Raw genomic sequence first — 19374 nt, forward strand, 5'->3', positions numbered from 1 at the left:
ATGACACCGCGAGGTGTTGTCCCGGTAGGCGGTGGTGGGAAATTCCCGGATGGCGACGGGGGTGTGCCGGCGTTGTTCGGGATGGCCGGGTGGAGGGTGTCCTGAGCGTTCAACTCGGGTGTTCTGAACGTAGGACACGCGCGTTCTGGAGGTAGGACACGCGCGGCGTGAACGTAGGACTCTCGCGAGAGTCCTACGTTCACGGGCCGGGAGTGGTCAGGAGACGGAGGACAGGACGGAGGCGATCCGGGTGGCGATGCGGTCGTTGTCGGTCGGGGCGAGGCTGAGCCAGCCGTCCTCGTGGACCATCAGGTAGCGGCCCTGGGGCGTGTCGAACCACGTGATCAGGGCGCCGGCCCGGGCCCGGCGGTAGCCGCCGCCCACGCTGACCCCGAACTGGCCGCCCGCGACCCGGCTCGTGGCCAGTTCGCTGATCACGCTCGCGTCCTCGCGCGACAGCCCGGCCTTCTGCAACGCCTCCCGCTCGTCCAGCTCGCCGCTGCCCCACGGGTCGTCGTCCTCGTCGTCCGGCTGCTCGTTCTGCAGCGCGACGGCCGCGTTCAACGTCTCCAGCCGCAGCGACAACGCGCTGCCGGGCCCCGCGGACCCGTCCGGCAGCACCTCGACGATCGACCTGGCCAACGCCGTCGGCCGGATCTCCAGCACGCCGATCGAGCCGCTGTCGATCACCGCCAGCGCGGCCCGGTCGCCGTCGGACACGGCCACCGCGCGCACCGACCGGTCCACGTGGGCGACCGCGTCCACGGCCACCTCGTGGTTGCCGAGCAGCCGGAGCAGCGCCACCAGGCGGGGGTCGGGCTCGCCGTACGCGGCGAGCACCTCCTCCCGCAACCGCTTGCGCTCCTCCTCGGAGTCGCCGACGCTCGGGACGTCCAGCGGGTAGGGCAGCCGGCCGAGGTCGAGGTGGCTCCACAGCACGTCCAGCTCGCGCGGTGTGAGCACGAACTCGGGCTCGATCACGGCTGGTCGCCCTTCTTCTTGGGCTTCGCGCCGCCGATCACCGACGGGGGCAAATTCTCGCCCGGCACCTCGAAGATGTCCTCACCGCGGATGTACGCCGCGGCGCGGTGCTCCTTGTCCTCGCCCTGCTGGCCGCCGGCCGGCGCGCCACCCATCGGCGCGCCGCCCGCCATCGGGGACGCCGCCGCCGCGCCGCCGGGGCCGAAGCCGCCGCCGGGCATCGGGCCGCGCGCGCCCGGACCGCCGACCGCGCCGGTCGAACCGCCCGCGGCCAGCGAACCGCCGCCGCCACCCGCGCCACCGGACCCGGTCGGGCCGAAGCCGCCGGCGCCGCCGCCGAAACCGCCGGGGGGCATGCCGCCGCCGGGCATCCGCCCACCGGGCGCGCCACCGCCGCCACCGGCGCCGCCGCCACCGCCGCCGGGCGTGCCGGGGAGCGGGGGCGTGCCGGGGCTGCCGGCCGGGATGTAGCTCGGCGGCTTCACGCCGGGCGGCAGGGTGCCGCCGCCCTGGCGGGGCACCGTGTTCGGGTTGGCCGGCTGGTACGGCGGGACGTAGCCGCTGCCGCCGGGCGGGGTGTAGCCGCTGTTGGACGGGGGCGTGTAGTTGTAGCCACCGCCGCCGCCACCGGACGGCGGGGTGTACGGGTTCGTGACCGGCACCTGTGCCGCCGCCGCGGCCGCCGTCGTGCCCTCGGGCCGGTACATCGGCGGCGGCGCCGAGGGCGCCGTCGCGCCAGCGGCGTACGTGCCGCTGCCGTAGGACCCGGGGGGCGACGTGTACGACGCCGCGGCGGGCGTGTACCCGGACGGCTGCGTGGCGGGCGTCGACTGCGACGGCTGGTAGGTCTGCGCCGGCTCCACCGGCCGCAGGGCCTGCATCTGCTGGGCCGGCTGCGACGCGGTGTACGCCGAGGGGGCCGTGGAGCCGCCCGAGACGCCCAGGGCGTCCGCGCCCGCACCCGCCACCGTGGCGGTCGACGCGGACCGCAGCATCGCGAGCTGCGGCTCCTCGGTGCGGCCGGTGACCGGGTTGAACGGCGCGCTGAACTGCGGCGTGGTCTGGTCGACCGCCTGCGACTCGCGCTCCATCGTGCTCATGACCGTCACGGCGTGCTCGTGCAGCGCCCGCGCGTGGTCGTTGGCCGCCTGCACGTCGGCGGCGGAGCTGGCCAGGCCCTGGATGCCGCCCGCGGTGAACACGCCGGTGGCCTGGTCCCAGTTGAACTCGACCGGCTCGGGCATGCTGGCCCGGGCGTTCTCCATGATCTGGCTCTCGTCCTGCACCCGCTTGCCGACCTCGACCGCGGTCTCGGCGGTGTGCGTGACCCAGTCGGCCAGGCCCTTGATCGCGAGCCGCGCCGCGTCCGCCGCGTCGCCCGTCCAGCCGGACTCGCTGACCGCGACCCGCTCGTTGATCAGCCGGGCGGCCTCGGTCAGCTCGGTGCCGAACTGGCCCCACTCCGCGCCGATCTCGCCCGTCTGACCGGGATCGTTGTTGTTGTGCACGGACTCGTACAGCTCGCGGTGCGACCGGGACGCCCAGTTCTGGGTGTCGGTCAGCACCAGGTCGATCTCCCGCTCTTCCCGGGCCAGGCGCTTCGCCTGGTCGACCCGCAGTTCCACGCGCTCCGTCGCCATCGTCGCCAGCCCCCTAGTTCCCGCTCAGCCTGCGCAGCTCGACGCTGCTCTCGTCGTCGACCTCGGTGAAGTTGCGGATCGCGTTCTGCACCGAGTCGTGCGTCTGCTGGAGCACCTCGCGGTAGGCCGTCATGACGGCCACGAACGACCGCGGGTCGCCGTCGGCGCGCGCCTCGAACTTCATCGCCAGCCGGTCGCCGACGGGGTTGCGGCCGATCGGCGCGGGACGGGCCAGCCGGCCGGCGCGCTCCAGCCACGAGTCGACCTGGTCCATCTGCTCCAGGAGCATCTTGCGCAGTTCCTCGCCGGTGGCGGGATCGAGTGACACCCGGCCGGAGTTCACGGTCTCCTGGAGCGCCACGACCTGACCGTTGACGGTCGGGACCTCCTGGGGCGGGGCCACTTCATCCCCGTTTTCGGCGATGTACATCGGTATCCCTCGCGAAGGCAGCCTGCTGGACGAAACCCACCATCCCCGGGTCCTCCAACGCCCGGCCAACGCGCGCCCAACGCGGCCCGCCGAAGTGCCGTGACGACTGTGGGAAACTCTTCGACTACACGGTGACAACGCCGAAAGGGCTTGCGGATGCGGGTGAACCTGCTTGGCCCCGTGGAGCTGGTTTCCGCAGGTGGAGAGGCCGTCCGGCTGGGTGCGGCCAAGCGGCGGACGGTCCTGGCGGCGCTCGCGCTCGAGCTGAACCGCGTGGTGTCCGGCGACCGGCTGCTGGAGCTGGTGTGGGACGGCTCACCCCCGCCGCAGGCGAAAGCCGCCCTTCAAGGACATATCGCCCAACTCCGCAAGGTCCTCTCCGGGGGTGTCGCGCTCGTCACCCGCGCGCCCGGCTACGCGCTGACCGGCGACCGCGCGGCCGTCGACGTGTTCCGCTTCGAGGACCTGCTGGTGAGCGCGCGCGAGGCGACCGACGACGACGCCGTGCGCCTGCTGCGGGAGGCGTTGGCGCTGTGGCGCGGCCCGGTGCTGGCCGACGTGCCGGGCGACCAGCTGCGGGAGGCGGTGTCGGCGCGGCTGGAGGAGCTGCGGCTGGTGGCCGTGCAGGAGCTCGCGACCCGGCTGTCGCGGCTGGACCGGGCCGCCGAGGCGGTGTCGGGGTTGCGCGACGCGGTGGACGCGAACCCGCTGCGCGAGGCGCTGGTGTCCCGGTTGGTGCTGGCGCTGCACTGGACCGGGCGGCAGGCCGAGGCGTTGGCGCTGTTCCACCGGACGCGGGAGCGGCTGGCCGACGAGCTCGGCGTCGACCCGGGTCCGGAGCTGCGCGAGGCCTACCAGACCGTGCTGGCGGGCGACACCGCGCCGTCGGCGCCGGTGGACCGGGCGCCCGCGCAGCTGCCCCGCGAGCACCGGGGGTTCGTCGGGCGCGAGGAGGAGCTGTCGGACCTCGGCGCGACCCTGATCGGGCAGGACTCGGCCATCGGGCTGCTGGTGGGTCCGGCGGGGGTCGGCAAGACGGCGTTGGCGCTGCGCTGGGCGCACCGGGTGGCGGGCGACTTCCCGGACGGGCAGCTGTTCGTGAACCTGCGCGGGTTCGACGAGACCGAGCCGCTGGACCCGCGCACGGCGCTGGTGGGGTTCCTGCGGTCGCTGGGGTTGACCGACTCGCAGATCGCGGTGGACCTGGAGGGCCAGGCCGCGCAGTACCGGTCGCTGCTGGCCGGGCGGCGGGTGCTGGTGTTCCTGGACAACGCCCGGTCCGCCGAGCAGGTCCGGCCGCTGCTGCCCGGCTCGGCGCGGTGCCTGGTGCTGGTGACGAGCAGGCACCGGCTGGACGACCTGGTGGTGACGGAGGGCGCGTCGTCGCTGCACGTGCCGACGTTGCCGGAGTCGAGCGCCGAGGACCTGCTGGCCGCGGTGCTGGGCCGGCCGCGCATCGAGCAGGAGCCGGACGCGGTGGCGGAGTTGGTCGAGCTGTGCGACCGGCTGCCGCTGGCGCTGCGGATCGCGGGCGCGCGGTTGGCGTCCCGGCCGCGGTGGACGATCCAGTCGCTGGTGGACGAGCTGCGCGACGAGCAGGGCCGGCTGTCGGCGTTGTCGCTGCCGGAGGCGGGGCGCGGCGTGCACGCGGCGCTGGCGGTGAGCTACCGGGAGCTGCCGGAGGGCGCGGCGCGGCTGTTCCGGCGGCTGGGCCTGCACCCCGGTACGGACCTGGACAGCTACACGGCGGCGGCGTTGCTGGACATCAACGTGGTCAGCGCGCGCACCCACCTGCGGACGCTGGCGTACGCGAACCTGCTGCACGAGTCGACGCCCGACCGCTACTCGCGGCACGACCTGGTGCGGCTGTTCACCCACCACCTGGCCGCCACCGAGTCCGAAGTGGACAACCAGGTGTCGACCAGCCGGCTGCTGGACTACTACCTGCACGTGGCCGACCGGGCGCGGGCGCACCTGTCCGACCACGTGCGGCCGTTCGGACCGGCCGAGCACCGGCCGGCGTCGTTCCCGGAGCTGTCGTCGCACGCGGCGGCGCTGGACTGGTTCACGCTGGAGGAGGCGAACCTCGGGCTCGCGCTGGACATCGCGGTGAACGGCGGGCAGCGGGAGCGGACGTGGCAGCTCGCGCTGTGCCTGGACGCGTTCCACTTCCGGCGCGGCAACCGGCTGGACCGGTTGGCGCTGTGCCGGATCGGGTTGGCGGCGGCGCGGTCGTTGGGCGACCGGCACGCCGAGGCGACGTTCCTGCTGCGGTTGGGTTCGACGTTGGCCGACCTGGAGCGGATCGACGAGGCGATCCAGGCGTGCACGCGGGCGGCGGCGCTGGCGGACGGCGACCGGCACCTGGAGCTGGCGGCGCTGGCGAACCTCGGGTACTGCCTGATGGCGGACGACCAGCTGGACCGGGCGCAGGAGACGATCCTGGAGGCGCTGGAGGTGGCGCGGGAGGTCGGCGACAACCGGTCGCAGGCGAGCATCCAGAACAACCTGGCCAACGTGCTGCTGCGCAAGCACCAGCCGGAGGAGGCGCTGCGGCACGCGACGGAGGCGTTGGGCCTGTTCCCGTCGGCGCCGTCGAAGGCCCACACGGCGACGCTGCACACCGTGGGCGCCGCGTCCCAGCAGCTGGGCCGCGCCGACGAGGCCCTGGAGTCCTACCGCGCGGGGTTGGCGCTGGCGGCCCGGCTGGGCGACCGCTACCAGGAGGCCTTGTGCCACCGCGCGATCGGGGACGTGCTGGAGCAGTCGGAAGGTCCCGCCGCCGCCCGCCCGCACTGGCTGGCCGCCCTGCACCTGTACCGCGACCTGCGCCTGGCCGACGCCGACGACCTGGCCCGCAAGCTGGACCTGACCACTCGCTGACCGCCCTGAGCGGTCAACTCGCGCATCCGGAACGTAGGACACGCGCATCCGGAACGTAGGACACGCGCGTTCCGAACGTAGGACTCTCGCGAGAGTCCTACGTTCAGGGACTCCGAGTTGAACGTTCGGGTCAGGCGGTGGCTTCGGCGGCGGCGCGGCCGGCTACGCGGCCGGAGAAGATGCAGCCGCCCAGGAACGTGCCCTCCAGGGCCCGGTAGCCGTGGACGCCGCCCCCGCCGAAGCCGGACGCCTCGCCGGCCGCGTAGACGCCGTCGAGGGTGGTGCCGTCGGCCTTCAGCACCCGGGCCGACAGGTCGGTGTGCAGGCCGCCGAGGGTCTTGCGGGTCAGCACGGACAGCCGCACGGCGATCAGCGGCCCGGCCTTCGGGTCCAGCAGCGGGTGCGGCTCGACCACCCGGATCAGCTTGTCCGTGATGAACTTCCGCGCCTCGCGCATGGCGTTGATCTGCATGTCCTTGCCCAGCCCCGAGATCACCTGCCGGTCGCGCCACACGATGGTCCGCCGCAGCGCGGCCGCGTCGATCAACGACGTGCCGGTCAGCTTGTTCATGCCCGCCGCCAGCTCCTCCGGGGTGCGGCCGAAGATGAACTCCTCCGACCGCTTCGCGAACTCCTCCACCGGGGCGACGGCGCCCGGCATCGCCCGCTTCAGCACCGCCTTGACGTCCTTGCCGGTCAGGTCGGGGTTCTGCTCCGACCCGGACAGCGCGAACTCCTTGCCGATGATCTTCTGGTTGAGCACGAACCACGAGTAGCCGTGCCCGGTCTTGACGATGTGCTCCAACGCGCCCAGGGCGTCGAACCCCGGGAACAGCGGGATCGGCAGCCGCGAGCCGGTCGCGTCCAACCACAGCGACGACGGTCCGGGCAGGATGCGGATGCCGTGCCTGTTCCACACCGGGGCGTAGTTGGCGATCCCCTCGGGGTAGTGCCACATCCGGTCTTCGTTGATGATCTCGCCGCCGGAGTCGCGCACCACGCGCAGCATCTCGCCGTCCACGTGGTCCGGCACGCCCGACAGCATGTGCTCCGGCGGCGTGCCCATCCGGGCCGGCCAGTTGCGGCGCACCATCTCGTGGTTCGCGCCGATCCCGCCGGAGGTCACGACCACGGCCTGCGCGCGCAGGTCGAAGTCGCCGGACACCACCCGCGAGCTGGGCTCGCCCCGACCGGCGGCGCTGACCTCCAGCACCTCGCCGCGCACGCCGTCCACCGCGCCGCCGGTGGTGGTCAGCCCGGTCACGCGGTGCCGGAACTTCAGCTGCACGAGCCCGCGCGCCACGCCCTCGCGCACCCGCCGCTCGAACGGCGCCACGATGCCCGGCCCGGTGCCCCACGTCACGTGGAAGCGCGGCACGGAGTTGCCGTGCCCGTCGGCCAGGTACCCGCCGCGCTCCGCCCACTGCACGAGCGGGAACCAGCGCACGCCCATCGCGTGCAGCCACGACCGCTTCTCGCCGGCCGCGAAGTCCACGTACGCCTCGGCCCACCGGCGCGGCCAGTGGTCGGCGTCCCGGTCGAACGCGGCCGAGCCGAGCCAGTCCTGCAGGGCGAGCTCCGCCGAGTCCTTGACCTTCAGCCGCCGCTGCTCCGGGCTGTCCACCAGGAACAGCCCGCCGAACGACCAGAACGCCTGACCTCCGAACGAGGCCTCCGGCTCCTGGTCGAGCAGGATGACCTTGCGGCCGGCGTCGACCAGCTCGGCGGTGGCGACCAGGCCCGCCAAGCCGGCGCCGACGACGATGACATCAGCGTCATGGGGCATCGGGCGAGTCTAGATCGAACCTCGACGGCGGACGAGAGCTGAAGAAGATTCACTTCAAGGAGTGGTGACGGTGTCGTACACGGGTGACGTCGGCGAGGTCAGCGCGGTGTGGCGGCCGGTGGCGGAGGCGCCGACCATCGACCGGCCGCTGACCCAGGCCAGGCTGGTCGGCACCGGCGACGTCACGCGCGGGCAGTTCGGCCTGTTCGAGTGGCGGATGCAGCCGCACGCGGGCGGCCCGGCGGCGCACTTCCACAAGACGTTCTCGGAGTCGTTCTACGTGGTCTCCGGAACGGTCCGCTTGTTCGACGGCGAGACGTGGGTGAACGCGGTCGCGGGTGATTTCCTCTACGTGCCCGAGGGCGGCGTGCACGCTTTCCGCAACGACGCCGACGAGCCCGCGTCCATGTTGATCCTCTTCGCCCCGGCGCCGCCGCGCGAGGAGTACTTCCGGGAACTCGCCGAGATCGCGGAATCGGGGCGGCGGTTGAGCCCGGACGAGTGGACCGAACTCTACGCCCGGCACGACCAGTACATGGTCTGAGCTGCGGCTACCGGGAGGTAAAAGGCCGTCGGCCGTGCGGTGGGGGAACCGTTCGGCCGACGGCGGTCGGGCGTGCGTGGGCGCACCTGCAACGTCTCGGGGAGAGGTGCCGCGCGGGCCTGGGGGAGGTGGCCCCGCGGGCCTGACGTCCGGTGCGGCGTCCACGTGCCGACCAGCAGTAGAACGGGTGGTGACCTGCGGGTGTTCCCCGGACGGCCCGGGGGTGTCGGGGGTCACGGGGAGTGTCGGCGGGGCGGGTGGCGAGGGCGTTGCGGGCCGGTGTCTCAGGCGTCGCCGCGCAGCTCGGTCATCCGGGTCTCCGCGCCCGTCAGCTTGTCCCGCGCGGTCTCGGCCCGGCGTTTCGCCTTCGCCAGCCGGTTCGCCGCCTCCTGCTCCCCCTGCTGGGCCCGGCGCAGCTCGGCGCGCAGCGTGGCGGTGTGCTCCTCGCGCTCGGTCAGGGTCTGCTCGGCCTCGGTGACGGCCGCGTCGGCCTTGCGCACGTCCGCCTGCGCCGCGCTGATGTCGTCCCGCGCCCGCGCGAGGTCGCGTTCCCGTCGCTGCTCACGGCGCGGAGCCAGGTCGTCGCGCACCGGGGTCGCGGTCTCGCTCAACGGGCCGAAGCCGGACTGCTCCACCGGCTTGACCAGCCGGCCTGCCCGGATCCGCGCGCCGAGCACGGCGTCGGCGAGCGCCGCGGTCAACGTGGTCCGCACCTGCTGCACGGCGTCCGGCCCGAGCGGCTGGCCCGCGTGGCCGGCCAGCACCTCCACCCGGCGCACGAGCGCGCTCAGCACGGCCCGCCGGCGCGCGCTCAACTGCCGCAGCGCGCTTCCGCGCAGCTCCTCCTGCGCGGCACGCAGCTCGTCACCCAGAGCGAGCGCCTCGGCCAGGTCGGCGGCGTCCTCGCGGGCCAGCAGGTTCAGCGCCCACGCCGACGAGGTGGGCTTGCGCAGGGCCGTGACCTGCTTGGCCAACGCCTTGTCGCCGCGGTCGGCGGCCAGGCGGGCGTGGGCGTCCCTGGCCGCGACGAACTCCGCCGGCGGCAGTGCGTAGAGCTCGTCGGCTATCCGGTCGATCGGCGCGGTGTCCACGATGCCGACCAGTGTGCTCGCCATCGCGTTGATGTGCGATTTGTTACGGATTTCCCACGCTTCCGGATGGTTCACCGTTGACAGAGTTTGACATTCCGGCCGGTCGGCTCTTGACTGGAAGGGTCGCGCCCGTTCCGGTGTTCTGCGGCACTCTTCGCGCGTTCGCGCAATAGACCGTTCAGTCCAATGTGGACTTTTCTATTGGGCTGAACGTCCGATTGTTACCCGGGGGTCGGGGAGATGTGCTTGCGCCAATCTTTCCCCACGAAGGGTTTGCGCCGTGATCAACTCAGGAAGTCGGTGGAGACACCGCACCAGTGCGGCCTTGCTGGCCGCCGTGCTGGGCACCACTGGGTTCGGCTTCGCCGCCGGGTCGGCCGTCGCGCAAGAGGCGCCATCCGCGCCCGCGCCCGCCGACAAGCAGCTCGACAAGCAGGACCGGGAGCGCGTCGCCGAGGCCGAGCAGGCCGGTCAGGCGAACGTCACGCTCCTGGTCGCCGCCGAAGAGGGCAAGCTGGACACCGCCGCCAACGACCTCAAGGCCCTCGGTGGCGTGGTCGAGTCCACCGAGCGCGACGTCGACTACCTCAAGGTCTCGGTGCCCCGGGACAAGGCCGAGAAGGCCGCCAAGCTCGCGTCCGTGAACTCGGTGGACGTCGACGGCCTGGTCGTCCTGGACAACCCGCGCCCGGACGGCGCGACGGCCCCGCTGCCGCAGCCGGCGCCGGGCAAGTCGACGGCCAAGAAGAACCCGTACATGCCGACGCAGGACACCAAGGCGGCGCAGTTCACCGACGAGCACCCCAAGTGGGACGGCCGCGGCACGACGATCGCCATCATGGACTCCGGCATCGACCTGGACCACCCGGCGCTGGCGACCACCACGACCGGTGAGCGCAAGATCGTCGACTGGTACAACGCCAACGCCACGAACTCCGGCGACGGCACCTGGCTGCAGGTCTCGGGCCGCTACAACGGCGCGTTCACCGCGGGCGGGGCGTCCTACAAGGCGCCCGCGACCGGCGGTCCGTTCAGCTTCGGCCTGTTCCGCGAGACCGCGGGCGACCTGGCCGCGGCCAACAGCGAGACCGGCGGCGACATCAACCGCGACGGCGACCGCGTGGACGCCTTCGGCGTGCTGCAGGACATCACGACCAAGGAAGTCCGGGTCGACACCGACGGCGACGGTGACTTCACCGACCAGACCGCGATGATCGACTACAAGTACAAGAAGGACGTCGGCCACTTCGGCGCGGACAACCCGGCCACGCCGGTGCTGGACACCGTGGCGTTCGTGGTGCAGACGGACAAGTCGAACTACGACGCGGCCGGCACGGCGTGGGTCAACCTCGGCATCTCCGCCGCCGCGCACGGCTCGCACGTCGCGGGCATCACCTCGGCGAACAAGATGTTCGGCGGCAAGATGACCGGCGCCGCGCCCGGCGCGAAGCTGATGGCCGTCAAGGTCTGCCTGTCCACCCCGTCGTGCACCAACAGCGGTCTGATCGACGGCCTGCTGTACGCGGCGCGCAACGGCGCGGACGTCGTCAACATCTCCATCGGCGGCCTGCCGGCGCTCAACGACGGCAACAACGCGCGTGCGGAGCTCTACAACCGCACCATCGCCGAGTACAACGTGCAGGTGTTCATCTCCGCGGGCAACAGCGGCGCGGGCGCGAACACCGTCGGCGACCCGTCGGTGTCCACGGACGCGGTGAGCGTCGGCTCGTACATCACGGCGGACACCTGGCTGTCCAACTACGGCTCGAAGACCTCGCAGAAGGAGAGCCTGCACGGCTTCTCGTCGCGCGGTCCGCGTGAGGACGGCGGCTTCAAGCCGAACATCGTCGCGCCCGGCTCGGCGATCTCCACCGTGCCGCAGTGGCAGACGCCCGGCCCGGTGGCCGGCACCTACGAGCTGCCCGCCGGCTACGCCATGTTCAACGGCACGTCGATGGCCTCGCCGCAGGCGACCGGCGCCGCCGCGCTGCTGATCAGCGCGTACAAGGCCGAGCACAACGGCGAGCGCCCGCCCGTCGCGGCGCTGCGCAACGCGATCCAGTCCGGCGCCAAGTGGGTCTCCACCCTCCAGGCGTACGAGCAGGGCGCGGGTCTGTTCGACACCAAGCGCGCGTGGACGCAGCTCAACGCGCACCCGGAGACGCAGGCGGTCAGCACCTCGGTGACCGTGAACACCGCCCTGTCGGGCCTGCTCGCCACCCCCGACACGGGTGTCGGCATCCACGACCGCGAGGGCGTCGTCCTGGGCAAGGAGTACACCCGGACGTACACCCTGACCCGCACCACGGGCCCGAACCGCAACCAGCAGTTCATGGTCAACTGGCAGGGCAACGACGGCACGTTCTCGTCGAAGTCCCTGGTCAGCCTGCCGCTGAACACGCCGGTGAAGTTCGACGTCAAGGTCAAGCCGACCAAGGCGGGCGCGCACTCGGCCGTGCTCAAGCTCGACAACCCGGCCACCCGCGGCATCGACGTGTTCACCCTGAACACGGTGTTCGCGGCGGACGAGTTCACCGCGGCGGGCAAGTACGCGGTGACCAAGACCGGCACGATCGCGCGCAACCAGTCGAAGAGCTTCTTCGTGAACGTGCCCGCGGGCACGAGCGCGCTGAAGGTCGACATGGCGGCGGGCGGCACGGAGGCCGGCAAGGGCCAGGTCCGGTTCCTGCGCTACGACCCGTACGGCGTGCCGTTCGACACCACGACCTCGACCAACTGCTACAACCCCGACGCGGGCGCCGGCTGTGCCGGTGGCTCGCCGACCAGCCGCACGGTCAGCAACCCGCTGCCGGGCGTGTGGGAGATCGTGGTCGAGGCCCGGCGCACCTCCGACGCCGACGCCGCGCCGTACTCGGTGACCGCGTCCGTGCTGGGCACGACGGTCAGCCCGAACCCGGACACCATCGAGTCGGCCGTGATCGGCACGCCGATCAGCCGCGAGTACACGGTGACCAACTCGCTGGCCACGTTCACCGGCAAGCTCGTCGGCGGTTCGCTGTCCAGCGCCCGCATCGACCGGCCGACCATCGCGGACGCCGCGGTCCAGAACTACGACCTGACCGTGGCGCCGGGTTCGACGTCGCTGCGTGCGACGATCGGCAGGACCGGTGACGTCTCGGCCGACCTCGACCTGTTCGTCTACAACTGCTCGACCGGCACGTGCGTGCTGGCCGGTCAGTCGGCGGACGGCGACTCCGAGGAGTCGGTGACGATCAACAACCCCGCCGCCGGCGCGTGGCGGGTCACGGTCGACGGCTACGAGGTGCCCGCGGGCACCACGGAGTACGACTACATCGACCTGTTCGCCGCCGCCGGCCTCGGCTCGGTCGCGGTGACCGACGCCGACGCCGAGCGCACCGCCGGCGAGACCTGGACGGTCCCCGCCACGGTGACCGCCGGTGGCCAGGCCGGCGCCGGCCGGGTGCTGCGCGGTGAGCTGACCGTGCAGACCTCGGAAGGCGCGATCGTCGGCCGCGGCGCGGTGATCCTGCGGAACGTGGCCTGACGCCACCCGCTTGACGGACCTCAGGGCCACTCCCGCCTCGCGCGGGGGTGGCCCTGAGCCTTTTCGCCTTTGTTGCGCGGCGCGGTCGGGCTCCACGTCGTCCCGGTCGTTGTCGGTCCGGTGCACCCGGCCCTTCGACGTCGTGATGCGGCCGAGCCGCCGGTAGCCGTCGTGGGGTTCGCGCGCCGGGCCACGATGCCGCGGCCGGGCGTTGATCTTCTCCCACGCCTCCTGGATGCGGGGCAGCTGCTCCTTGCCCGCCGCCGGGGTGGGGTTCGGCACCACGGCGTTCAGGCGCCGCACGGGTGGTTGCCCGGTGATACCCCTGGCTGGTGGGGGGCTCGGCGCGACAGGGGAGGGCTACGAGCCGTCGCCGTCGCGCAGCGAGTGGATCATGCTCTGCAGGATCCGGAACGCGTCCGCCCGCTCGGCCCCGGTCAGCCCGGCCTGCATCCTGACCTCGACGGCCCGGACCGCCGCGGTCGCCTTCCCGAGGCTCCTCCGGCCGCGGGGCGTGAGCCGCGTGGGGAGGACCTTCCCGACGGGCGCCTCCGCGGGCCTGGTCACGTAGCCCTCCCGTTCCAGGGTCTGGAGCAGCACGTTCATCGACTGCCGCGTCACGAACGCGCCCCGCGCGAGCTCGGAGTTGGACAAGCCCGGTCGCTGGGCCAGCAGTTCGAGGCAGGCGTAGCGCGTCACGGTCATCCCGAGCGGCCTGAGCACCTCCTCCATGGCCGCGCGGAGGGCGCTCGACGCCTCTTTGAGCAGGTAGCCCAGTGACGTCTCCAGGTCGACGCCGACACCGTCTTGACTCATGTCAGCATTCTGACATAGGTTGCCTCGTGTCAGGATACTGACACAACACGAGGAGTGCCTCCATGCCCGTCACCGGCCCCGACTTCATCTCGCTCCAGGCGCGCGACCTCGACGCTTCGCGGGCGTTCTACGAGCGGTACCTCGGCCTCGTCCGCTCGCAGGCCGGACCCCCGCACGCGGTCGTCTTCGAGACGGAGCCGATCGCCTTCGCGCTCCGCGACGTCGTCCCCGGCACCGACCTCGCGTCCGCCGACCGGCCCGGCATCGGCGCCGCGATCTGGCTGCACGCCACCGACGTCCAGGCCATCCACGACGCTCTCGACGCCGACGGCCACACCATCGTCTCCGCGCCGGTCGACGGCCCCTTCGGCCGGACGTTCACCTTCGCCGACCCCGACGGCTACCACGTCACCCTCCACGACCGCGCCTGACGGGGCAGGGGTCAGGGGGTGGGGTCGCCGTTGGACAGCGGCTCGTCCACGTCGACCCGGCTGACGCCGTCGACGGACACGACCTGCTCGGCCAGCTCCACCGGGACGGTGACGCGCACGTAGCCGATGGTCGCGTCGGTGGCCTCCACGGTCCCGCCGAGCCGGTCGACGGCGCCGGCCACCTCGTCGGCCCGGCCGGGCTCGGTGGAGACGGTCAGCCCGACGCTGCGCGTGCCGTCACGCCTGGCCCGCTCCAGCGCGTCCTCGCCCTGCGGGCTGAGCCGGGCGGGCGGCACGGGCGACGACGTCACGCCGACCGACCCGCTGCCCGGGGGTCGCGTCCCGGGCGAACCGGTCTCCGCCGGCCGCTGCGCGCAGCCCGCCAGCACGAGCCCGGCCAGCGCCGTCGTCACCACGAGCTTTCGCATGCGTCCTCCTGCGGCGGATCCTGCCACCAGGACGGAACGGGAGGTCAACGCGGTTGCACGGGCTGCGCGGACGGTGCGGTCTGCTCGGGGCCGCTGAACGCCTGCACGCGCTCCTCGCCGTCCGCGCTCTCGCCGAACACCCGGTTGTCCGAGGAGCCGTTCGCCGCCGGCACGGGCGCGGTCGCGGCGGCGCGGGGCAGCTCGCGCACCCGGACCTGCGGCAGGGCGCCGGGGTGCCGGGCCCGCAGCCAGGCGACCAGGTGCTCGCGCGCCACGCACCGCAGGTCCCACAGCCGTCCGGCGTCCGACGCGCTCACCAGCGCGCGGACCCGCACGAACGACCCGACCGCGTCGGTCACCTGGAGCACGCACACCCGGCCGTCCCACAGGTCGCTCGTCTCCAGCGCGTGCCGCAGCTCCTGCCGCAGCTCCTCCACCGGCACGGTCCAGTCCAGGTCCAGCTCCACCGTGCCGAGCAGCGCCGACTGGGTCCGCGTCCAGTTCTCGAACGGCGTCTTGAGGAAGTAGGCGGTGGGCAGGATCAGGCGCCGGTCGTCCCACAGGTGCACGACCACGTAGGTGAGGGTGATGTCCTCGACGCGGCCCCACTGGCCCTCCACGACCACCACGTCGTCCAGCCGCAACGCGTCGCTGAACGCGATCTGCACGCCCGCGAACACGTTGCCCAGCAGCGACTGCGCGGCCAGGGCGGCGATCGCGCCGATGACACCGGCGGACGCCAGCAGGCTCGTGCCGGCCGCGCGGGCGGCGGGGAACGTCATCAGCACCGCCGCTGCCGCCAGCACGCTCACCACGACCACGGTGACGCGCCGGACCAGCGTGATCTGCGTGTGCACGCGGCGGGCGTGCCGGTTGTCCGACACGTCGACCCGGATGCGGGCCAGCGTCGCGTCCTCGATCACCACGAGCAGGGCGGCGAGCAGCCACGCCCCGGCGAGGATCAGCGCTATCCCGGTGACGTGCAGGGCGACCGGCCGCCAGTCGCCGTGCGCCGCGACGCCGAGGGAGAGCTGCACCGCCACCAGCGCCGCGACCGCCAGCGCGGGCCGGTGGGCGTGCCGCGCCAGCCCGGCGAACAGGGCGGACCGGCGGCCGATGCGGCGCACGACGCGGTGGACGAGGGTGACGGCGAGCAGCGCGACGAGCAGCGAGCCGGCGAACGTGACCACGGCTGCGAGCACGGGACGGGCACCTCCTCTGCGTGGGTACGTCCCCGGAGCCGTACCCACGAACGGAGTAGTTCAGCCGTGTTTCAACCGCGTTCGGCGTGATTGGGAGGTTCACCACAGCGACCGGCCACGGACTCCGCGGTCAGCGCGCCGAAACCGCCGTCGGCTACGGTGGCGTGGCTCTCACCAAGCTACGCAGGCGTAGGAAGCGCTCGGAGGCAACGGTGTTCGTGGAGTCCGAGGGCGCGCGGCTCGCCGTGTTCGAACAGGGCGACCGGTCCGCGCCGACCGTGGTCCTGGTGCACGGCTACCCCGACACGCACCGCGTGTGGGACGACGTCGTGGCGCTGCTGGCCGAGCGGTTCCACGTGGTCACCTACGACGTGCGCGGCGCTGGTGCGTCGTCCGCGCCGCGCGGGCTGGCCGCCTACCGGCTGCCGGTGCTGGCGCGGGACCTGTTCGCCGTGGTCGCGGCGGTCAGCCCGGACGCGCCGGTGCACGTCGTCGCGCACGACTGGGGGTCGATCCAGGCGTGGGAGGCGGTGACCACGCCCGGCGCGCCGATCGCCTCCTACACGTCGATCTCCGGCCCGTGCCTGGACCACGTCGGCCACTGGATGCGCCGCCGGCCGACCAGGCGGCACCTCGACCAGCTGCTGCACTCGTGGTACATCGGGATGTTCCACCTGCCGTTCGTGGCGCCCCTGCTGTGGCGGCACGTGATCGGCCCGCGCTGGCAGGCGATCGCGCACCGGCTGGAGGGCGTCACGCCGCACGTGTCGCCGACCATCGTGCGCGACGGCGTGCAGGGCATCGCGCTGTACCGGGCCAACTTCATCCCGCGGCTGCGGTCGCCCCGCGTGCGGCGGACCGACGTGCCGGTGCAGGTGGTGCAGCCGTCGCGGGACCGGTACGTGACCGCCGGGGTGACCGAGGACGTGGAGCGGTGGGCGTCGGACGTGCGGCGGCGGGTGGTCGACGCCGGCCACTGGGCGCCGATCACGCACGCCGACGCGGTGGCGCGCCTGGTCACCGACCACGTCACCGCGCACAGTCCGTCGTCCTGATCCGCGCGAGCGCCTCCCCGGCCCGCTGCCGGGCGAGGTTCCAGGAGCGCCAGTCGTCCGGCTCGACGTGGCGGAACCGCAAGGCGCACGCGCCCAGGTCCGCGGGCAGCGCGGCGAGGGCGGGCACGGCGTCGTCGGACAGCCGGGAGAGGTAGCGGACGTCGATCTTCCCGGTGGCGTGGTAGCGGTCGACGTTGCGCTCGGCGATGAACCGCTCCGGGTTCAGCGCGGCGAGCCCGACCAGCGCGACGAACCCGGTGCCGAAGACCGCGCGGGCCAGCCACCGGCCGTCCAGCCGCACGCCCGCCGCCAGGACCAGCAGGTAGACGACGCCGAGCCACACCTCGCAGGCGGCGACGAGGACCCGCAGCACGGTGAAGCCGTACGCCTGCTGGTAGAGCCACATGCGGGCGAGCGCGGAGGCGACGATCACCAGGGTGAGCACGCTGAGCGCGCCGAGCAGGCCGCGCAGCCAGCGGCGGTCGGTCGGTGAGTCGAGCCGGGCGAGGCGCGCGACGACCGCGATCACGCCGAGGGTGAGCACGGTGACGGCGAGCAGCTGCCAGAAGCCGCTGCGGGCGTAGTCGGCGTAGGTGAGGTCGGGGGTGACCATGACGTGCTGGTCGCCCGCGAACAGGGTCTTGAGCTGGACGGCCACGAACGCGGCGAAGAGCAGCACCAACGCGCCGACCGGCAGCACCCAGTCGCGCCGCGCGACCGTCCGGGGCAGGTCGCTCGTCTCGTCGGGTCGACGCGGCGAGACCAGCAGGTAGGCCGCGCCGACCGTGCCGAGGCCGACGGCCAGGAACAGCACGACCGGTTGCCCGGAGGACTCGTCGGGGGTGATCGAGCCGAGGAGGTCCGCGAACGCGGCGTCGGCCCCCGCGAGGAGCGGCACGAAGACCAGCAGGAGGGCGGCGGTCACCAGGACCGGGCGGGCCAGGCGGGGCGTGCCGCCCTCCTTGACGCCTCGGGCGACCCAGGGCAAGGCCCTGACCGCGGCGACCGGCACCGCGCCCGCGCCGATGAGGAGGCCACGCGCGGTCCGCCCCCCGGCGACCGCGAGCGAGCCGGTGGCGCAGCCGGCGACGGCGCAGAGCGCGAACAGCCAGCCGGCGGAGACGAACGCGCCGACGCCGAACAGCGCGACGGAGAGCACCGCCCAGCCGAGTTCGACCTTGCGCAGCAGGGCGAAGACGACGACCGCCGTCAGGGACCAACCGAGGCCGGGTTCGTCGAGGGGCAGCAGGGCCGCCGCCCCGATCCCGGCCGCCGCGCCGGTGAGCAGTACGCGGTTGGGTGTCATGTGGGTGTCGCCTCCAAGGCGTGCGCCATCGCCCCGCGGCACTGCGCGGTGGCGTGGCGGGTGGTGCGGATCGGTGGGTTCGCCGGCCCTCGGGCACGACGGGGGAAGGGCTCAGGGCCCGGAATCGTCGGTGGTGCGTGGTTGAATGAATTCAGGGTTCCCCTGGGCGGGGACCTCTGCGGGGCAGCGCTTTCCGGTCGCTCAGGCGTTCTCGGGGTGCCCGCCGTGGGTGCGGGACCCGGCCGGGGCGGGGGTCGGGGTCGGTGCGGGGCAGGTGGCCGGGAGGGTGGCCCGGATCCGGCAGCCCGGTCCGTCGACCACGGCGATGGTGCCGCCGTGCAGGTCCACGACCCAGCGCGCGATGTTGAGCCCCAGGCCCGTCCCGCCGCCGCCGGCGCGCTCACCGCGCGTGAAGCGCTCGAAGACCCGTTCCCGGTCCTGCGGCGCGATCCCCGGCCCGTCGTCGGCGACCTCCAGCACCAGCTCCGCGCCGACCGCGGCCGACACCCGCACCTCGCCGCCGGCCGGGCCGTGCCGGGCCGCGTTGTCCAGCAGGTTCGCGACCACCTGGGCCAGCCGCGCCTCGTCCGCGCACACCGTCGCCCCGGGCGGTGACACGGCCACGGTGAACCGCACCCCTCGAGCGGCCACCGAGGCCTCCGCCACCACGTCCGCCAGCAACGGCTCCAACGCGAACTCCGCCCGGTCCAGCTGGTGCGCCCCGGCGTCGATCCGCGACAGGTCGAGCAGCTCCGCCACCAGCCGGCCGAGCCGCTCGGTCTGCGCCAACGCCGTCCGCATGGTCGCCGCGTCCGGCTGCGCCACCCCGTCGACCACGTTCTCCAGCACGTTCTGCAACGCCGTGATCGGCGTGCGCAGCTCGTGCGACACGTTCGCGATCAGCTCCCGCCGCTGCTGGTCCGCCGCACCGAGGTCCGCCGCCATCTGGTTGAACGCACCGGCCAGCTCGCCGACCTCGTCCCGCGCCGTCGCGCGCACCCGCCTGCTGTAGTCGCCGGCCCGCATCGCCCGCACCGCCGCCGTCATGTCCCGCAACGGCCTGGTCATCCCGTGGGCCAGGATCTGCGACGTCACCAGCACGATCGCCACCGCGCCGAACGTCGTGCCCGGCGCCAGCCAGCCGATGCGCCACCGGAAGAACGCGAACCCCGCCGCCATCGCCGACACCAGCAGGATCCCGAGCTTCAGCTTGATCGACCGCACCGGGTCCAGCGGACGCGGCAGCAGCTCCACC

15 protein-coding genes are annotated in these 19374 nt (G+C 73.3%); 5 read left to right on the plus strand and 10 right to left on the minus strand.

Features of this window, described 5'->3' with window-relative positions:
* Positions 1 to 216: 216 nt before the first annotated feature.
* From EDD40_RS28360 to EDD40_RS28370, 3 genes are read right to left on the minus strand one after another with little or no spacing between them, the layout of a single operon-like run.
* Positions 217 to 981: an ESX secretion-associated protein EspG gene (locus EDD40_RS28360; RefSeq protein ID WP_123745629.1), complete on the minus strand. Its 765-nt coding sequence runs from the start codon at positions 979 to 981 to the stop codon at positions 217 to 219.
* Positions 978 to 2621, minus strand: coding sequence for a PPE domain-containing protein (locus tag EDD40_RS28365; protein WP_123745630.1), 1644 nt, complete (start codon positions 2619 to 2621; stop codon positions 978 to 980). The genes EDD40_RS28360 and EDD40_RS28365 overlap by 4 nt, the downstream gene beginning before the upstream one ends.
* 13 nt (positions 2622 to 2634) lie before the next feature.
* The gene (locus tag EDD40_RS28370; protein WP_123745631.1) at positions 2635 to 3051 is read right to left on the minus strand and encodes a hypothetical protein; all 417 of its coding nucleotides are present in this window, start codon (positions 3049 to 3051) and stop codon (positions 2635 to 2637) included.
* 156 nt (positions 3052 to 3207) lie between these two features.
* Here EDD40_RS28370 and EDD40_RS28375 point away from each other — a divergent pair, with 156 nt between their 5' ends.
* Positions 3208 to 5934, plus strand: coding sequence for an AfsR/SARP family transcriptional regulator (locus tag EDD40_RS28375; protein WP_123745632.1), 2727 nt, complete (start codon positions 3208 to 3210; stop codon positions 5932 to 5934).
* A gap of 130 nt (positions 5935 to 6064) precedes the next feature.
* Here EDD40_RS28375 and EDD40_RS28380 read toward each other — a convergent pair whose 3' ends face one another.
* Positions 6065 to 7720, minus strand: coding sequence for an FAD-binding dehydrogenase (locus tag EDD40_RS28380; protein ID WP_123745633.1), 1656 nt, complete (start codon positions 7718 to 7720; stop codon positions 6065 to 6067).
* Positions 7721 to 7790: 70 nt separating this feature from the next.
* On the opposite strand from EDD40_RS28380, the gene EDD40_RS28385 reads away from it, so the two are divergent.
* A complete protein-coding gene (locus EDD40_RS28385) occupies positions 7791 to 8264 on the plus strand; it encodes a cupin domain-containing protein (protein ID WP_123748343.1) in 474 nt (157 codons plus the stop codon).
* A gap of 284 nt (positions 8265 to 8548) precedes the next feature.
* Here EDD40_RS28385 and EDD40_RS28390 read toward each other — a convergent pair whose 3' ends face one another.
* A complete protein-coding gene (locus EDD40_RS28390; protein WP_123745634.1) occupies positions 8549 to 9379 on the minus strand; it encodes a hypothetical protein in 831 nt (276 codons plus the stop codon).
* A gap of 256 nt (positions 9380 to 9635) precedes the next feature.
* Here EDD40_RS28390 and EDD40_RS28395 point away from each other — a divergent pair, with 256 nt between their 5' ends.
* Positions 9636 to 12881 carry a S8 family serine peptidase gene (locus tag EDD40_RS28395; protein ID WP_123745635.1) on the plus strand — a complete coding sequence of 1082 codons (3246 nt, stop codon included), beginning with the start codon at positions 9636 to 9638 and terminating at the stop codon, positions 12879 to 12881.
* A gap of 360 nt (positions 12882 to 13241) precedes the next feature.
* On the opposite strand, the gene EDD40_RS28400 is transcribed toward EDD40_RS28395, so the two are convergent.
* A complete protein-coding gene (locus EDD40_RS28400) occupies positions 13242 to 13697 on the minus strand; it encodes a MarR family winged helix-turn-helix transcriptional regulator (protein WP_123745636.1) in 456 nt (151 codons plus the stop codon).
* 62 nt (positions 13698 to 13759) lie between these two features.
* On the opposite strand from EDD40_RS28400, the gene EDD40_RS28405 reads away from it, so the two are divergent.
* Positions 13760 to 14128 (plus strand): VOC family protein, encoded by a 369-nt coding sequence (locus EDD40_RS28405; RefSeq protein ID WP_123745637.1) that lies wholly within the window; start codon positions 13760 to 13762, stop codon positions 14126 to 14128.
* An 11-nt stretch (positions 14129 to 14139) separates the two neighbouring features.
* Here EDD40_RS28405 and EDD40_RS28410 read toward each other — a convergent pair whose 3' ends face one another.
* Positions 14140 to 14556 (minus strand): hypothetical protein, encoded by a 417-nt coding sequence (locus EDD40_RS28410; protein ID WP_123745638.1) that lies wholly within the window; start codon positions 14554 to 14556, stop codon positions 14140 to 14142.
* 44 nt (positions 14557 to 14600) lie between these two features.
* The gene (locus tag EDD40_RS28415) at positions 14601 to 15758 is read right to left on the minus strand and encodes a mechanosensitive ion channel family protein (protein WP_123745639.1); all 1158 of its coding nucleotides are present in this window, start codon (positions 15756 to 15758) and stop codon (positions 14601 to 14603) included.
* Positions 15759 to 15970: 212 nt separating this feature from the next.
* Between EDD40_RS28415 and EDD40_RS28420 the strand changes: the two genes are divergently transcribed.
* Positions 15971 to 16813 (plus strand): alpha/beta fold hydrolase, encoded by an 843-nt coding sequence (locus EDD40_RS28420; RefSeq protein WP_170185219.1) that lies wholly within the window; start codon positions 15971 to 15973, stop codon positions 16811 to 16813.
* On the opposite strand, the gene EDD40_RS28425 is transcribed toward EDD40_RS28420, so the two are convergent.
* Together EDD40_RS28425 and EDD40_RS28430 are read right to left on the minus strand one after the other, a co-directional pair.
* A complete protein-coding gene (locus EDD40_RS28425; protein WP_123745641.1) occupies positions 16788 to 18119 on the minus strand; it encodes a DUF4153 domain-containing protein in 1332 nt (443 codons plus the stop codon). The genes EDD40_RS28420 and EDD40_RS28425 overlap by 26 nt on opposite strands.
* Positions 18120 to 18320: 201 nt before the next feature.
* Positions 18321 to 19373 (minus strand): HAMP domain-containing sensor histidine kinase, encoded by a 1053-nt coding sequence (locus EDD40_RS28430; RefSeq protein ID WP_211348633.1) that lies wholly within the window; start codon positions 19371 to 19373, stop codon positions 18321 to 18323.
* Position 19374: the final 1 nt, after the last annotated feature.

The organism is Saccharothrix texasensis (assembly GCF_003752005.1).
Lineage (GTDB): Bacteria > Actinomycetota > Actinomycetes > Mycobacteriales > Pseudonocardiaceae > Actinosynnema > Actinosynnema texasense.

Coding starts and splice junctions, on each gene's coding strand:
- EDD40_RS28370 (WP_123745631.1), bottom strand. CDS start 3,051: ATGTACATCGCCGAAAACGGGGATGAAGTGGCCCCGCCCCAGGAGGTC.
- EDD40_RS28390 (WP_123745634.1), bottom strand. CDS start 9,379: ATGGCGAGCACACTGGTCGGCATCGTGGACACCGCGCCGATCGACCGG.
- EDD40_RS28425 (WP_123745641.1), bottom strand. CDS start 18,119: ATGACACCCAACCGCGTACTGCTCACCGGCGCGGCGGCCGGGATCGGG.
- EDD40_RS28365 (WP_123745630.1), bottom strand. CDS start 2,621: ATGGCGACGGAGCGCGTGGAACTGCGGGTCGACCAGGCGAAGCGCCTG.
- EDD40_RS28380 (WP_123745633.1), bottom strand. CDS start 7,720: ATGCCCCATGACGCTGATGTCATCGTCGTCGGCGCCGGCTTGGCGGGC.
- EDD40_RS28410 (WP_123745638.1), bottom strand. CDS start 14,556: ATGCGAAAGCTCGTGGTGACGACGGCGCTGGCCGGGCTCGTGCTGGCG.
- EDD40_RS28400 (WP_123745636.1), bottom strand. CDS start 13,697: ATGAGTCAAGACGGTGTCGGCGTCGACCTGGAGACGTCACTGGGCTAC.
- EDD40_RS28375 (WP_123745632.1), top strand. CDS start 3,208: ATGCGGGTGAACCTGCTTGGCCCCGTGGAGCTGGTTTCCGCAGGTGGA.
- EDD40_RS28405 (WP_123745637.1), top strand. CDS start 13,760: ATGCCCGTCACCGGCCCCGACTTCATCTCGCTCCAGGCGCGCGACCTC.